This window comes from Raoultibacter timonensis, from assembly GCF_900240215.1.
GTDB classification, from domain to species: domain Bacteria; phylum Actinomycetota; class Coriobacteriia; order Coriobacteriales; family Eggerthellaceae; genus Raoultibacter; species Raoultibacter timonensis.
This window is the reverse complement of record NZ_LT964681.1, coordinates 757,478-772,986: the sequence shown is the minus strand read 5'-3', so window position 1 is coordinate 772,986 and position 15,509 is coordinate 757,478. Positions and strand designations below refer to the sequence as shown.

The 15,509-nt window shown below is 57.4% G+C and carries 11 protein-coding genes; 6 read left to right on the top strand and 5 right to left on the bottom strand.

Features of this window, described 5'->3' with window-relative positions; translation table 11 throughout:
* Positions 1-86 precede the first annotated feature (86 nt).
* From C1722_RS15305 to C1722_RS15295, 3 genes are all read left to right on the top strand, one after another.
* On the top strand, positions 87-557 hold the full coding sequence (locus C1722_RS15305; RefSeq protein WP_146040704.1) for a hypothetical protein: 471 nt from the start codon (positions 87-89) through the stop codon (positions 555-557).
* Between the two features lie 214 nt (positions 558-771).
* Positions 772-2,151 carry a response regulator transcription factor gene (locus C1722_RS15300; RefSeq protein ID WP_102380200.1) on the top strand — a complete coding sequence of 460 codons (1,380 nt, stop codon included), beginning with the start codon at positions 772-774 and terminating at the stop codon, positions 2,149-2,151.
* A gap of 218 nt (positions 2,152-2,369) precedes the next feature.
* The gene (locus C1722_RS15295; protein WP_102380435.1) at positions 2,370-4,619 is read left to right on the top strand and encodes an oxidoreductase; all 2,250 of its coding nucleotides are present in this window, start codon (positions 2,370-2,372) and stop codon (positions 4,617-4,619) included.
* Between the two features lie 190 nt (positions 4,620-4,809).
* Here the strand turns inward: C1722_RS15295 and C1722_RS15290 are convergent, their stop codons facing one another.
* The 3 genes from C1722_RS15290 to C1722_RS15280 all read right to left on the bottom strand — a co-directional run bounded on the left by C1722_RS15290 (position 4,810) and on the right by C1722_RS15280 (position 8,069).
* Entirely contained in the window at positions 4,810-5,412 is a 603-nt protein-coding gene (locus C1722_RS15290; protein WP_102380199.1) for a putative ABC transporter permease, read from the bottom strand.
* Positions 5,413-5,434: 22 nt separating this feature from the next.
* Positions 5,435-6,526, bottom strand: coding sequence for a putative ABC transporter permease (locus tag C1722_RS15285; RefSeq protein WP_102380198.1), 1,092 nt, complete (start codon positions 6,524-6,526; stop codon positions 5,435-5,437).
* Positions 6,527-6,686: 160 nt separating this feature from the next.
* The gene (locus C1722_RS15280; protein ID WP_102380197.1) at positions 6,687-8,069 is read right to left on the bottom strand and encodes a sodium:proton antiporter; all 1,383 of its coding nucleotides are present in this window, start codon (positions 8,067-8,069) and stop codon (positions 6,687-6,689) included.
* Between the two features lie 387 nt (positions 8,070-8,456).
* Between C1722_RS15280 and nrdD the strand changes: the two genes are divergently transcribed.
* Positions 8,457-8,807 (top strand): anaerobic ribonucleoside-triphosphate reductase, encoded by a 351-nt coding sequence (gene nrdD / locus C1722_RS15275; protein WP_146040703.1) that lies wholly within the window; start codon positions 8,457-8,459, stop codon positions 8,805-8,807.
* Between the two features lie 128 nt (positions 8,808-8,935).
* Here the strand turns inward: nrdD and C1722_RS15270 are convergent, their stop codons facing one another.
* Positions 8,936-10,915 (bottom strand): FAD-binding protein, encoded by a 1,980-nt coding sequence (locus tag C1722_RS15270; RefSeq protein ID WP_102380196.1) that lies wholly within the window; start codon positions 10,913-10,915, stop codon positions 8,936-8,938.
* Positions 10,916-11,159: 244 nt separating this feature from the next.
* On the opposite strand from C1722_RS15270, the gene C1722_RS15265 reads away from it, so the two are divergent.
* Both C1722_RS15265 and nhaA read left to right on the top strand, forming a co-directional pair.
* Positions 11,160-12,761, top strand: coding sequence for a response regulator transcription factor (locus C1722_RS15265; RefSeq protein ID WP_180995302.1), 1,602 nt, complete (start codon positions 11,160-11,162; stop codon positions 12,759-12,761).
* Positions 12,762-12,864: 103 nt separating this feature from the next.
* The gene (gene nhaA / locus C1722_RS15260; protein WP_244387212.1) at positions 12,865-14,277 is read left to right on the top strand and encodes a Na+/H+ antiporter NhaA; all 1,413 of its coding nucleotides are present in this window, start codon (positions 12,865-12,867) and stop codon (positions 14,275-14,277) included.
* Positions 14,278-14,934: 657 nt separating this feature from the next.
* Here the strand turns inward: nhaA and mscL are convergent.
* The gene (gene mscL, locus C1722_RS15255) at positions 14,935-15,384 is read right to left on the bottom strand and encodes a large conductance mechanosensitive channel protein MscL (RefSeq protein WP_102380193.1); all 450 of its coding nucleotides are present in this window, start codon (positions 15,382-15,384) and stop codon (positions 14,935-14,937) included.
* Positions 15,385-15,509: the final 125 nt, after the last annotated feature.

Sequence of the window (15,509 nt, the reverse complement as noted above, 5' to 3'; positions counted from 1 at the left end):
GATTGGATTATTGGTCTCGGCGGGCGAGTGCCGATGCTTGTTCCTGCTCGCTTTCCCGATTTGTATTATGAATATCGAGGTTGAAAATGAAGAGAAAACTAACCATTGTTCTTGTAGCCTGCGTGCTTGCGTGCGGCGTTATGGGAGGATGCACGCCTTCTGATGCTGATAAGGGTGACGGTGCGGGCCAAGCTGAGAGCGCAGGACAGGCGAACGCAGCGGCTCCTGAAAAGAAGGTAGAGGCAAAAGAAGTTGTTACCGACGAGTGCATCTCGTGCCATTCCCTGGATGAGGTATCCGCTGCGTCGGCTGACTACGTAGCCGAATCGGGAGAAGTGGCAAACCCCCATCGGACCGTCGATGAGGATGCGCCCAATCCGCATGAGGCGACCGGCAACGAAAAAGTCATTGATTGCGGAAAGTGCCATACGGCGCACGAGAGCGATACACCCTCAGCCGATGACGTGAAGCTTCCTGAAAACGTGAACTATTGCTATACGAAATGCCATCATCAAAGAACATTCGAAGATTGTTCCGATTGCCACAACGACAAGTAGTATCGTACTGAACGCATGGAGCGAGTCGATGGCCGCGTCTGCCGGGCGTCGACTCGCTCACCTTGAAAGCATCGTGGGGCGATCGACGCTGCGTTGACGTGGGCAGAAGGAGGCATACGGAGCGTTTGAGACCATAATTTGGCCAGGGGGATGGTTTTGTAGGATAGAATAACCAGTGCTGTGTACGCTTCGCGAGCGTGTGGGAGGAGCCAGGATGGGAGCGAGCACTGGTCGAACATATGCTTGGACCCCGTTTGGTTTCGTGGTTCTCATACTGGTATTCCAGCGGGCGTACAGCTTCTATTCGCCGCTTTCCATGGACTATCAGGTTTTGCTGGGCCTTGCTTCGGTTGCCACGTGGGCAATCGTGTTCTTCGTTACGGCTGCGCAGAAGGATTCGTCGAAGCTCTTCTTTGTCGTTTCGCTTGCTTTGCTCGGGGCTGCGTTTTTCGTGCAGGAAGCGTTTCTCGTTCTTGCGGCGCAAGGGGTTCACGATAGAGGCATCCTTTCCGCCTCATGCGTCCTCTTCGCGTCGGGCTACGCGCTGTATTGCCGTCTTTGGATGCGCGCTTATGAAAAGAAAACGCTGGTAAAAACCCTTATCTGCATTTCTGCCACATCGGGGATATCGACGATTATCGCGTGCCTTCCCCCGTTGGTGGTGGGCTTCGATCTGTTCGGCAACGTGTGCGCGTTCATCGTGCGCATGATTGTGTTGGGAGTCTCGTTTTGGTGCCTTCGGATTGAGCTTGCCCGGCCTTACGAGTGGGTTGCCGAAGAAGAAACCGAATCGTCGCTCGGCGAGGCGTGGGATGCGGTGAAGCTTGTCATCATCGCGGTTTTGGCAGCGCGGTTGGTGCAGGGGCTTCTTTTCATGGACGAGGCGGCATACCGCGAATACGGTGCGCAGGCCCTCCTCGTCGCTTCGCCGCTTATTTCCGGAATCGTTATTCTGCTGGCAAGGAGATTCGGGTCGTACTCGGGATTCGTATCCGCTTTCTACTGGCTTCTCTCCACGTGCGCACTCGTTGTCCTCCTCGTTGCGGCATCGGTCGTCGAGAGCTCGATCGGGTTTCTCTGGGTGTTGCTGTTTGCTGTCTACTCGCAGGTTGACGTTGCGTTTTTCGGCATCCTCACCTCGATGAAGAAAGCACTCGGCTCGTCGTTTTCAAAGCTCGTCTGCATTCTGTTCTGCGCGAAGGATCTCGTATTCGTATGCGGCAGGGTCATGCGATCGCTGGTCGATGTTCAGACGGGCACCTTCGTCTGCGTAGTCGTGCTCCTTGTAACGGTGATTGCGGGGATTGTCGTGTACCTGCTTCAATCGGTGAAAAGCGCCCATGGGAAAGACGGATCCCCCTCCATACCGGAAGCGCTCTCTAAGTCGATGGCGAAACGCTACGAACTGACGCCAAGGGAGACCGAGGTACTTCTTGCGCTGTTGCAGGGGCGCAGCTATACGAACATCGGATACAAGCTGTTCATTTCGAAATCGACCGTGAAGACCCACGCGAACCATATTTACGCGAAAATCGGCGTAGGATCACGCGACGAGCTGATCGAGCTCCTCAATCCCGACAGCACGCTGCGATAACCGATTCGTTTGGCTTTTCATAGTCGTTTTCCCCGATGAGCGCAGCATCAACCCTTTGAGCGATTCCCCGAAAACCAAAATCGGCCTTTTGAGCAATGGTCTGCACGTTGCTTGCGGCATATCGTTTTCGGCGTTGGGGCTCGGCAGACGAGCATTGCCGGGCCCCTCGAGGAAGCAGGCACTGCGCCTGACGTACGACCAAGGAAGGGGATATGCACATGAGCAATCAGAAAACGGGACTATCGAGGAGGAGCTTCCTCAAGGGGGCGGCGTTTACCGCTGCGGGCGGCGCACTGGTGGGAAGCGGTCTTGTCGGCTGCGCTCCCAAGGCGGATACCGCTCCGGCTGCATCTTCGGCGAGCGCTCCTGCTGCCGACGATGCGACGGCGATTCGGCAGGCACCCTCGAAGCTCAACCCGCAGGATGCGGATCTCGCCAAAGGAGCCTCGGATTTCGCAACGCTGTTCTCGGGTGTGAAAATCGGTTCGCTTGAACTGTCGAATCGCATGGTCAAATCGGCTGCCGGTTCCGATACCCAGAACAACGAAGATGAAATCGTCGATTACTACACAAGCTTCGCTCGAGGCGGCATCGATCTCGTGTGGATGGAAGACTGCGCCGACAAGTACGAGCACTTCCCGAATGCAAGAGCCCAGGCGATGGACAAGATACCCTTCAAGAGGATTGCCGACGGCATCCACGAAGAGGGGGCCTATGTGGGATACCAGCTTTCTTGCATGGGTATCGTGTTCAGCGGAACCAAGCAAGATGCATCGGGGGCGTTCGCCTCTGCGGTTGCCGGCGATATGACTCCCGAGGAAATCGCCCTGATCCAAGCCGATACCGTTGCAGCGGCTCAAAAGCTCAAAGACTACGGATTCGACGCTGTTGAGATCAATGCGGCGGGCAACAATATCGGGCAGTCGTTCTTCTCCCGCATGCGCAACCATCGCGAAGACGAGTACGGCCCCCAGTCGTTCGAGAACCGCTCGCGTTTCGTGTGCGAGATCATCGAGGGAATCAAGAAGGAATGCGGCGAAGATTTTGTCGTGCAGGTTCTTATCAACGGCATCGAAGAAAACGATCTCAACCTTGGCGATAGCTCGCTCATGACAACCGTCGAGGAGAATCTGGAAATAGCGAAACTGCTCGAGGCGGCGGGCGCCGACAGCCTTCATGTTCGATTGGGACCCCTGGGCATGCACGTATGCCAGTTTGCTTCGGACTTGTACTTTACCGGGTACGGCATAGACGGTACGACTGCGTACGGCACCCAATTCGACTTCACGCGCCATTGGGAAGGAAAGCTGATCAGCGAATACTCCGGATGCGGAATGATGCTCGATGTGGCAAAGGAGTTCAAGGATGCTGTATCGATTCCCGTAGGAACGGTTACCTACATGGACCCCGCGCACGCGCCCGAGTATTTCGAGACGGCGCTGACCGACGGCAAGGTCGACTTCCTGCTTATGAATCGACCCCTTACGGTAGATCCCGAGTACGCCAACAAGCTTAAGGACGGCAAGCTCGACGAGATCGCCCCCTGCACTCGTTGCCTGCATTGCCACTTCGATTACAACGAAGAGGGCAAGGTGTACGAGCACTGCCGCGTAAACGCCTGCACGCAACGCGCGTACCGCGAACCGATGCCCGAAGGCTTCGATCTTCCTGAAGCCTCTGCGGTGAAAAACGTCATGGTTGTTGGAGCAGGCCCGGCAGGCATGGAGGCGGCCCGCATCGCCGCGCTGCGCGGACACAGCGTTACGATATACGAAAAGAAGGAATCGGTCGGCGGCCTGCTCGATTTCGCGCATGCCGTCAAAGGATCGCACGAGAACCTCGATGCTCTCCGTGCTTATCTCGCGCGGCAGCTGGAAGTGACGGGGGTGTCTGTTGTTACGGGGCAGGAGGTCGACGCCGATTTCATCAAGGAAAAGAGCCCCGATGTTGTGGTTGTCGCAACGGGCGGTCTCCGCGATACCCTGGGGCTGTCGGAGACGGCGGGAACGAAAATCGTGCCCCTTGCCGACTTCTTGACGGCCGACGTCGGAGACAAGGTCGTCATTGCGGGTTCGAACGCCCAGGCGGTCGATACCGCGCTGTACCTGATGGCTCAAGGCAAGCAGGTTACCATGGTGACGCCCGACTCGATGGACGATGTGGACAAGGGCCAATCGAACTGGGTCAAGACCTTCGTCATGCCGACGCTCTATGCTCGGGGCATGAGGGTTTGGCCCCATGCGGAGATAAAGGCAGTGGAAGACGGAAGCGTTGTTGTCAGCGGTGAAACCGGCGTCGACATTACCGTTGCATGCGATACGGTGATCGAGGCCATGGATATGCTTCCCGATTCCAGCATCGCCGATGCCGTGTCGGGAATCGAAACCCATGTGATCGGCGATTGCAAAAAGCCGTGGAACATTGCCGAGGCCATTGCTGCCGGCAACCTTACCGCGCGGGCTTTGTAGGCTATATCGTTAAGCTCCGATGTGCCGAGGGCGGCGTTGCGGCCTTCGGCACACGAGCGGCTCTGCGGATGGTGGTGCGATGATGGCGAGGGCGATCCTTCAGGAGCCCTGGCGTTGCGCTTCGCGAGGTCCGGTGCCAAGCGCCGCAAAGCGAGTCGGGTTCCGACCATCGTTGGGAAAATCGCCGCGATCAGCCGAATTTGACAATGCAGAGCACAATGAATGAGGAGACGACGATCGCTGCCATTACATTCATGGCGATGGGCGGGAGCTTGGCTAGCAGCTTCTCGCATAGCGGATAGATGCCCCAGGTGTACAGCATGGCGAGGGCTCCGAGCGCTATATCGTTTACCAGCCACGCCTGGCTCAGGATGTTGAGCGGAAGCTGCGAGTTGTCCCAGAGGGGGTAAACTCCCGCAGCGTTCGGCTGGTTCAGCATAAACCCCATCGCAAGCTCCATGAGCATGCAGACGATCACCGTGACGATAAAGAACTGCGCACTGGCGGCCGCCATGGTTTTGCGGCGTTCGATAAGCTTCAGCTTAAGCGGCACAAGCGCGATCGTGCAAACGGCCGTGCCAATGCCGTAGACGAGGAACGGATACATCGGATCGTCCCACACGAGCGAATCGGCATCGACGATGTCGAATAAGTTCATAAAGGTGCAATATGCTATCTCGAGCCAATGTCCGATTACGCTGAACGCGCAAAAGTAGACGGCGAGGTTTCTCCAAAACGCCCATGAGTCGGGTGCGTAACCAGCAAGCTCGTCATCTTTGGAAAGCATGGGCATGGTGCATGCTCCGATCGGTTCCCTATGATTGCGTGTCGGCTTCGGGTTCTTGGATCGCTTCTGCGGCGTATTGCTCATCGTCTTCGATAGCCCAATCGGGTACGACAACGTTGACGCAGTAGAAGAAGAACAAGATGCAGAAGCCGATGACGACAACGATGAAGCCGATGTTCATGAGATCCTTCGGAATTTTCCGTATGAGCGATTCCAGCCCTGGATAGATAACCCATGTCATCAAGGTGGCGACGATGCCGAAGGCGATTGCGTTTTGCAGGCAGACCTGCCCCATGAAGTTGCAGAACATGTCGCTGTAATCCCACAGGGGCAGCGTGCCGTCGGGGAGGGGCTGGTTGAGCATCAGACCCATGGCGAGCTCGATGAGCGTGCAAACGAGGGCGTTGATGGCGAAGCTGATGAGAAGCGGAACGATGCGGCTGCCGATCTTCTTCTCAAGGAAGTTTTTGATGGGGAAGAGCAAAAGAACGCACGCGACGGCGCCGAATCCGTACACGCAGAAAGGATAGAGCCAGTCGGACCATATCTGGGAGGCCGGGTCGTAGATTCCGGGGAGCAGCCCGAAGCGGATGAGGGTGCAGTATCCCGCTTCCATCCAGTGGCCTACCACGCTGAACACGCAGAAGTAGATGATGAGGTTGCGCCAGAACGCCCAGGTTTTCGGCTGGTAGTAGTTGATGTGCTTCTCGAGATCGCGCTGCTTGACCTCGGCGGTGAAGGGCTGGGTCAGAACAGCTTTCGCCCTCCGTGACGTGAGGAAGTATGCGAGCAGAACGATATCGGAGGACGAAGCGATCAGCTGCCCGACAACATCGAAACTGCCCGTTGCGACGTTGTAGATGGAGCCGATGGCGATGTTGAAGAGGCTAAAGGAGATGATGAACGCCCGCGTGTACTTCTTCCGTTGCCAGATGAGCCAGAAGCTGATTCCGTCGAACAGCAGGTTGACCAGATCGAGGGCATCCGAGAACCCGAGGGTATAGCTGCCTTTGACGTAGAAGACCAGCATCGAGATGGTGAGCACGATGTTGATGGCGAAGAATACCTGAAGCACCCGCATGAAACCGAGTTTACGGGGATTGCTGAAGTCTTTCGACATGGATGGTTTCCGATCGCCGAGCCGCACACATCACGTATCTTACCGCCAGAAAAAGCGGTGCTTATCAGCATAAAGGAGAAACCGTAGTCCCTTATATAAAATCCAATCAGCTTAAACGAGAAGTTGTATCAAAAGCGCCGCATGAAGCCGAGTCTTTGTCCTATAGGAAGAATAATACTGTATCGAGCAGGAACAGGGGCACGAGTATGGCGCATGACCATCCCATGTAGCCGAAGAAACTCGGCATCTTCACCCCCGAGCGCTCTGCTATCGATTTCACCATGAAGTTCGGGGCGTTGCCGATGTAGGTGATCGCACCCATGAACACAGCGCCGGCGGATACGGCCAGAAGCAGCGCAGGCGCGATGGCCCCGGCGGTTGTAATCACGGCATCCATGCCGCCGTAGTCGAGGGCGCCGGCGGCGGTGAGGAACACCACGTAGGTCGGCGAGTTGTCGAGGAAGCTCGAGAGCAGGCCTGTCGACCAGAACAGCTGGATCGGCGTATCGAGGCCGAGGCTCGCGCCGTTGGCGCGCAGGATCGCCAGAGCGGGGATCATCGTGATGAATATGCCGATGAACAGCTTGGCCACTTCGGCTATCGGAGCCCATTCGAAGTCGTTGCTTTCGCGGATCGCCTTCTTCGTGGTGCGCATCGAGAGGAATGCGGCCAGCAGGATGAGGATGATCTGGAGGAAGTAGTTGAATCCCAGATGGATGTGCTCGTGGATGCTGATTCCGAACACGAGGCCCGTGGCGGGATCGAGGAACGCGTCTGTCTGGGGAATCGCGCCGTTGAGGATGACCGCGACGATGATCATCGCCAAGAAGACGAGGTTATGGGCGCCTTCGATGCGGATCGGAACGCGCTCCGTCGCTTCCTCCTCGAGATCGAGCGCCTCCTTTCCCTCTTTGCCCTCTTTCTTGACGAAGTGGCGATCGATGAGAGCGAATACGAACAGCAGGACGGCGGTGTTCAATAAAAGAATCGGCCAGATGTGCTGGAGCGTCCAGAAGAACGGTACGCCGCGCAGATAGCCAAGGAACAGCGGGGGATCGCCGATGGGGGTCAAGCAGCCGCCGATGTTCGCTACGAGGAAAATGAAGAACACGACGATGTGGGTCTTGTTGCGTCGCCAGGAATTCGCGCGCAGGACGGGACGGATGAGCAGCATCGCCGCGCCCGTCGTGCCGACCCAGCTTGCGAGGAACGTGCCGATGGCGAGCAGGATGACGTTGTTCCTCGTCGTGCCGGCTATCGTGCCTTTGATGTGGATGCCTCCCGCGACGACGAACAATCCGAAGAGCAAGATGATGAACGGGACGTAATCGAGGACGATGATCTCGAGGAACTGGTAGGTGGCTTCGCCGATGCCGTAGAATATCGTGAAGGGCACGAGGAAGATCACCGACCAGAACAGGGCGACATGCAGCTGGTGCTTCTCCCACCACTCGCCTTTTACCAGCGGAAATATTGCAATTGAAAGCAGCATGCCGGCGAACGGTATGATGCTCCAAAGCGGAAGCGTGTTCCCGATATCCATGACAACCCCCTGTGCGCAGCCGGCGGGTTATTGTGCCCGATCGGCGGTAAGTCTCTCCCAAGACCTTTGATTCCCCAGTTCCCCAAAGAATGTACTGTCCATGGTAGCGCACGATGCCGCGCCTGGTTTTAAGCTGGTGATATCAATATCAGATGGCCCATCGGGTTTTTCGATTTCAGGGGATGAATGGCTGACGGGCAGTCTCGGGCGAACGAAGAGCGTATGCGGCGACGAGGGTCGTTTTGGTTCAAGCAACGCGAGCGTATCTACCAGATCTGGCTTCGTTTGCCGGATTGTTAACAAAATCTGGTGGATCGGAGCACGGTGCTGTGATAGGATTGCTCCAGTCAAAAATTGTTACTATAAACATAGCAAAAGGAGCTCGCCATGACGCAGACGGTAAAGCAGCAGGTATCCGGCATCGATGTGACCATCGAATACGCGAACGAGGGAGATGCCCCTGTTTCCGAGAAGGAGATCGGCGCCTATATCTCACGTGCTCGCGAGCTGTACCCTACCGACACGCTCGAGTGGCTCAAGCTTGAAGTGGACGGCGAGGACGTCGGCATCAGCTACGGCTTAGCTCCCGTGCCGTTCGATCGCATTCGTCGCATCACCGGGTATTTGGTGGGAACGATGGATCGCTGGAACAATGCGAAGAGCTCCGAAGAGCATGATCGCGTGAAGCACGGAACCAATCGTCCCGAAGCAGCGTTCGCCTGCTCGAACGGGTGCTAACGGCACGCGCGGCGCATGCAGCGAGGTAAAAAGAGGTCGCGTTCGATGACGCGACCTCTTTTGCCGTATTGGCATCCGATGACGGGATGAGCTCGGATGCCTGCTTTGGCCGCGAGGGCTGCAGTCTGCTACGAAGCCGCTTGCTCGCAGCATTTCTGTACGGCGGTGCGGAACGCGTCGGAGGTGCGCGTCGCTCCAGCCACCGTATCGACGGCGGGAGTCTGCTTTTCGAGAACCTCGGGAATGAGCGTGTTCTCCATGGCCGCTACGCCGACGTAGGTTGTCTCAAGCTCGTTTTCCTGCACGATATCGGTAATCTTGCCACCCGATACGATCACGGTTACGGTGATGTCGCTGAACATGCCGAACTCGGTATCGGAGTACGTGCCGTCCTTCAACGTTCCTTCGGGCATTGCCCAAGAGGTGTCGGGAATCGATTCGCTCGTGTCGCCTTCGGATGAGACCGAGCCGGCTTTGTTCGATCCGATGTACTCTGCGGCGAATTTGGAGGCGAACCTGCCGGAGTTGATGTTGTTCGCGTTGGTGCCGCCCGGTACGTTGATGGTGTAGATGTTCGGCCAGAGATCCGCTGAGTCCACGCCCGCCGAGTAGAGTCCGGGAACCGGCTTGCCGTTCTTGTCGACGACCTCCATCTTGCGATTCGTTCGGATGCCGCCGAACGTGACCATGCAGGATTGGGGCATGTAGCAGAAGTAGAAAGGCGGGTTGTCGAGCTTCTGCATGTACTCGCCCGGTTTGCCGAAGTACGCATCGTGGCCGGCGTCGCACATCTCGTTGTAGGTATTGATGGAGTCGATCACGGTATCGTAATCGAGTTCGAGCGCATCGCAGGCCTTCTTGGCGAGTTCTTCGAGCGTATCGGCGCTGAAGAAATCGCCGTATGGGTTCTCGGTGATGCGTTCTTCGAGTTCGGCCTGTGTTGCTTCCCAATCGATGCGGGGAGCGATCATCCCGTCATAGGCATCTTTGAATGTCTTGGAATCGTAGATCGAGTAGAGCTTCTGATGGACGAGCGAAGGGATCATGTCGGCCATCCAGTTTTCGATGCCGGCAGACTCCGCGCAGAAGCGCTCGCCGTCTTCGTTGATCCACAGAGAGCACGCGTTATGACCTGCAACGACCAGGCCGTCTCCGCGGCCGAACGTGCCGTACTCGCCACCGGGGGCACCCGATACCGTCAGCTGCATAAGGCCTGACATCCGGGGTATGTTGCTTGCGCCGCCCGCCTCGATCGCCATGCGCACGCCGTCCCCATCGTAACCGTACAGAAAACGCTTTACATTCGAGGTGTCGGAGAAGCCGCCTTCTTGCAGGTACTCGTCGTTGTTGGCGAAGCCGCCGGTGCTCAATACGACGGCCTTCGCATTCACCTGTACGTAATCGCCATTGAGCTTGCGCCCGTACACGCCGGTAACCGTGCCGTCGGAGTCTTGAATCAGATCGGTGGCGGGACAGTTCATGAGGAATTGCACACCGAGGTCTTTTGCCGTAGCGGTCATGGCGGGAGAGAAATCGTCATGAGCGCGATTTTCGCCGAACCAATGGAACGTTTCGAACTTGCCGCCATGGTAATCGTCGACGACCCCGGTGAAGTTGACGCCGCACTCCTTGAGCCAGCTGATGTTGTCTCCTGATGCTTCGATGAGGTCAAGCCATTTTAGCCCGTTCGCGCGATTGTGCGAGTATTCCATCTCGGTGGAGATCACTTCAGCAGGTTCGATGGTTATCCCCGCTTCTTGCTGCATCTTCGAGTTGACGGCGAATACGCCTTCGGTGCCGATGCCGCCACCGCCGGTCCCCCCGTGCTTTTCGAGAACGACAACGCCGAGCCCCTGCTGGGCAGCTTCTACAGCAGCCGAAAGACCGGAGTTGCCAGCGCCGCATATGCAGACGTCGCAGGTATAGGTTGCTACGGCATTGCGGGTTGCACCGCTGCTTTTCTTGTCTTCGTCTGAGGCTCCGTCGGTTTTGCTCTGCGACGCCCCGTCGTTTGCGGGGGCTGCCGCGCATCCCGCCAATCCAGCGCCCGCCGCCGCGATTCCCGCCATACCGGCGATTCCGAGAAAACTCCTTCTGGTGAGTTCCATCCTGTCTCCTTTGTTCGAACCCTTCCCTTGAGCCGTTCAAACGGCTTCCTCTGCCGATTCTGCAACCGCTTCACACCGGGCACAATTACCCGCAGAAGGTAGAATTCTTCGCAGGGTCTGTCGTAATTACCCGTTACGGGTAAGGGTGCGAGAAGAAAAAGGGAGTATCATCGACAAATCGACTTTTGCATTTCGGGGAATGCTGGCGAAGCCGATGCGTTTGTCGGGTGGGATGGTGACGCACATGGGAAGACAAAGAGGCCGGGCGGTCGAAGGCAAAAAGCGGGCATCGTCGGTTTCTCTTTCAGGCGATAGCGCCGGGGTGGACGATACGACGATATACAGCACAGAGCGTGCTGCGGGTATTTTGCTCGTACTGACGGGTATGGCTCTTCAATGGGCATCGCTCCATTCGATAACGTTTTTCGATACAGTGGTTCGCGTGGGTTCTGCTTCGGGGTCGAGCAGCGCATGGGTGGTCAATTCGACCTGTACGTTCGCGGTCTTTCTGGTGCTGTTTTTCGTATCGCGACGAATGCCCTCGCTCTTGGAAAAGAAGTATTCGATTCCCTTTATGTCTATATGCCTGATCGTGGGCATGGCGTGCCTTGCCCTGGGGAGCTTTGTCGTTTCGTCCGTCGTCATGATCTACGCGGGAAACGCGCTTATCGCCTGCGGTACAACGCCGCTCATCATCGTGTGGGGTGAGATGTACAAGTACCTCAACCCAAAGGGCGAGCAGCTGTTCGTTACGCTTGTCGCCATCGTGCTATCGGTTGCCGTGTATCTGGTTGAAATTCATCTGCCGCAGGCTATCGCGGTCTTGGTTTTTGCGGTATTGCCTTTCGGTTCGCTCGTTGCGCTCGTGAAGGCGCGCACGCTGCTCGAGGGCACGTCGGGGACATGGGGTGCCAAGTCGAAGTCAGCCATGGAGAAATCGCCGGCGCTCTTCTTCGTGTGCATCGTCGTGTTCTCGATTCCGTACAACTATCTGCGTGGGGGAGACGAGATGCAGGCAGTCTTGGCGAACGCGGCCGATTGGTCGAACGTTTTGGCCATTGCGATCGTTGGGATGATCGCCGCCGCCTTGGCTGAATACGCGGCCGAACGCAACGGACTCTTGCTCGTGCCGAGTTTCGTTCTGTTCCTCTTGAGCGCCGCTATGGTCGTGCATCTTTTCTTTAGGGATGTGTCGATACTCACGGTACCGAGCTTTCTGTACGCGGGATACTACCTTTTCTTAGCGATGGTGTATTTGGCGCTCGGACCTCTCGTCGCCACAACCGATGCGAATCCGACGAGGCTGTTCTCAAGCGCCATGCTCGCCAACGTCGGAGGCCTGCTGCTTGGCTCGCTGCTCGGCAGCATCGAGTTGTGGGTAGGGGAACAAGCGGCGGCCATGGCCGTTATGGTGATAACGTATGTGATCTTTTTTGCGGGCTGCATGCTGCTCTACAACCGCTCGTACAGTATTTTTCGAGTGAATTTCTACGACGAGAGCAAGTACTCCTTCGAGTATCTCGTTCCGATTGCTCCCATCGAGTTGCTTTCGAAGGGCGGCGGGGGCGAGGCGATTGCCGACGAAGCGACGAAATCTTTGCTCGACGCCATCACGGCGCAGTGCGATGCCGCGCGGGAGCTCTATGGTCTGAGCGCCCGCGAGCACGAGGTTCTCATCGCTTTGGTGCGGGGGCGGACGATCGCCTCGATAGCCGAAGAGCTGTTTGTGTCAGAGAACACTGCCAAGGCCCATACGAAGGCAATCTATCGCAAACTCGAGGTGCATACGCGCGAGGAGCTCCTGAATCGCGTGCAGGATGTGCCGCGGAGCGAAAGGGGCTTGTAGGCAAAGCGTCGGTGTTGGGACATGGGCTTCAGCGGTCGTGTTGTTCTCAAGGCGTTACCTGGTTGAGTCCGTAGCCCCATGTCGGTCGCCTATAATCTCCGTCATGGAAAAAGAAAATAAGAACGTACATACCACCGAGTCGATCTTCGAACCCGAGGTGCGCAAACACCATCGTCGCAAGAAGAAGCTTCTCGAATTCACGCATTCTTCCACCCGTGCGACGATGATCATGCTGGGCGCGGCGGTGCTTGCGCTCATCATCGAGAACACGCCGCTGCTCCCCACCTTCGGGGAGTTTTGGAACTCGTTTTATCTGGGGATCTCCATCGGATCGTTCGAGCCCCATATCTCAATCGGGCACTTTATCAACGATTTTCTCATGGCGCTGTTCTTCCTTGTGGTCGGCCTCGAAATCAAGTACGAGTTTACCGCCGGCGAGCTCACCAATCCGCGCAAGGCGCTTCTGCCGATCATCGCGGCGGTCGGCGGTGCCGTGCTGCCTGCGCTCGTCTACCTGGCTTTCAACATGGGGAGCGGCTTCGAGCACGGCTGGGGCGTGCCCATGGCGAACGACATCGCGTTCTGCCTCGGCATCCTCGCGTTGCTTGGCAGCAGGGTGCCGGCGGGATTGCGCGCGTTTCTCTCGACGCTCACTATCGTCGACGACATGATCGCCATTCTCGTAATCGCCGTATTCTACACGGCGAACCTCAACGTTATATGGCTTGCGGCGGGTCTTGCCCTGTTCGCCGTGCTCATCGTGCTCAATCGTATGCACGTGTACGGGCTCGCCCCCTATCTGCTCATCGGCCTTGCTCTATGGGTCTGCATTCTTTTGTCGGGCGTCCATGCAACGGTTGCCGGCGTGCTCGTTGCGCTGACCATCCCCGCACAGTCGCAGGTGAAGCTCGGCCGTGTGAACACGTGGTTCGAGGCCAAGGCGCAAAACGCCGACGAGCGTTACGATCCGGGCCAGCCCGATATCGCGCAGAAGGAGTACCTTGAAGAGGTCGCTCAGATCGGCCGCGTATCGCGCATGACCATCCCGCCGATCACGCAGCTCGACTACTTTCTTCATACGCCGGTGTACTTCGTCATCCTGCCCCTGTTCGCCTTTGCGAACGCGGGCGTGCTTCTGGCGGGTACCGATATACTGGCCCTTATCATGAGCCCCGTTACCATCGGCGTGTTCTTCGGCCTGCTCGTCGGTAAACCGATCGGCATCTTTGTGGCCACGTGGTTGACGGTGAAGCTCAAGATCAGCGAACTGCCCGACGGCGTATGCTGGGGCCATATCCTCGGCGTATCGATTCTGGGCGGTGTGGGATTCACGATGGCCATCTTCGTGACCAATCTTGCGTTCACCGATCCGACCACCATCGCTTCGGCGAAGATAGCCATCTTGGCGGCGTCGCTCGTAGCGGGTCTCATCGGCTTCTTCATCCTCAGGCGCGAAGCGCTTTGTGCCGATTGCGCAGATGACGAACCGGAGCAGCTCGAAGCTGTTGCCGACTAGGGCAAGTCGCGCGGTACCGAGAAGGCTGCGGTGTGCGTCGATCGCGAAGTGCTTCGGGCGCCATGGTGCGAGCCGGGGCTCCGCGGGCTCGCGTGCACGCATTCCCGCGAATCATGCCGTGCGCAGCTCCCGAGTTGTTCGGCTGACGTTTCTGGCGGTAGGCCGCCGACCGTGTGCCGAGGCCGGAGCAACGCCGATGGCGGCAGAACGGTGGAACCGTCCGAAAAATGCACGATGCTGCGGATCGTGTTGCACTTGAGGGGTTTGCGGGACTGTTTTTACGGGTTTTTGCCGATTATGTTGCGTTCGGAGCTCGCCTGCAAGCCGGTTGATTTCTTGCTCGCAGCATATTGCCTGGTCGCAGTGCTGTCCCGGTTTGACCTCTTTCAAGGCTCTCCCCAAGGGGGTCGAAAGCCGCCACCAAAGAGTCTTGAACGCAACATAATCGGCAAAAACCCGTAGACAGGGCGATCCGGCCTGCAAGCCGCAACCTCAAAAGCTCGGACCCGGGTTGCGCGGTGCAGGAAAGTCGCGCGGTGCAGAAAGGCTTTGCCTTACAGCCTGCCAGCCCGAGGTGCCCTTTCTCGCAACACCCGTCCGCAACCGAGACTGCACAGAGCGGCAGCTCTTTTACGAGGAGACGCAGCGTACGGTTGCTTAGTGCTTGACGGTCGCCTTTGCGGGTGCGGGAAGCTCGGCGGTGCAGTGCGGGCAGCGGGTTGCGCCTTCGGCTACCTCTTCGAGGCAGTAGGGGCACTTCGGCGCTTCCTTCTCTTCGGCTTTCTTGCCCTTGGAGGTCATATCCTTCGCCTTGTTGAGCGCCTTCACGATGAGGAACACGACGAATGCGATGATGAGGAACTGGATGACCGCGTTGATGAAGTTGCCGTAGGTAATGGCTGATTGGCCAGCTCCTACGGGGATGGTCCATTTCATATCGGCGAAGTCGATGCCGCCGGTTACCACTCCGACGATGGGCATGATGAGATCGGAGACAACCGAATTGACGATGGCCGTGAACGCAGCACCGATGACGACGGCGACCGCGAGATCCATCACGTTGCCTCGGTTGATGAACTCCTTGAACTCTTCGAAAAACTTCTTCATTGCTGCCCTTTCTGCGTCTTATCTGCGGTGTCGGCCGCAGGCGGCTGACGGGCCACAGTATAGGATATGCAATGGTAGAATGGTAAAACGTTTAGCGAACCGATACTTTTGCTTGAAACAGACCG

Excerpts from the sequence above, each read along its gene's own strand:
- C1722_RS15305 (WP_146040704.1), top strand. The coding sequence starts at position 87 with ATGAAGAGAAAACTAACCATTGTTCTTGTAGCCTGCGTGCTTGCGTGC.
- C1722_RS15300 (WP_102380200.1), top strand. The coding sequence starts at position 772 with ATGGGAGCGAGCACTGGTCGAACATATGCTTGGACCCCGTTTGGTTTC.
- C1722_RS15295 (WP_102380435.1), top strand. The coding sequence starts at position 2,370 with ATGAGCAATCAGAAAACGGGACTATCGAGGAGGAGCTTCCTCAAGGGG.
- C1722_RS15290 (WP_102380199.1), bottom strand. The coding sequence starts at position 5,412 with ATGCCCATGCTTTCCAAAGATGACGAGCTTGCTGGTTACGCACCCGAC.
- C1722_RS15285 (WP_102380198.1), bottom strand. The coding sequence starts at position 6,526 with ATGTCGAAAGACTTCAGCAATCCCCGTAAACTCGGTTTCATGCGGGTG.
- C1722_RS15280 (WP_102380197.1), bottom strand. The coding sequence starts at position 8,069 with ATGGATATCGGGAACACGCTTCCGCTTTGGAGCATCATACCGTTCGCC.
- nrdD (WP_146040703.1), top strand. The coding sequence starts at position 8,457 with ATGACGCAGACGGTAAAGCAGCAGGTATCCGGCATCGATGTGACCATC.
- C1722_RS15270 (WP_102380196.1), bottom strand. The coding sequence starts at position 10,915 with ATGGAACTCACCAGAAGGAGTTTTCTCGGAATCGCCGGTATGGCGGGA.
- C1722_RS15265 (WP_180995302.1), top strand. The coding sequence starts at position 11,160 with ATGGGAAGACAAAGAGGCCGGGCGGTCGAAGGCAAAAAGCGGGCATCG.
- nhaA (WP_244387212.1), top strand. The coding sequence starts at position 12,865 with ATGGAAAAAGAAAATAAGAACGTACATACCACCGAGTCGATCTTCGAA.
- mscL (WP_102380193.1), bottom strand. The coding sequence starts at position 15,384 with ATGAAGAAGTTTTTCGAAGAGTTCAAGGAGTTCATCAACCGAGGCAAC.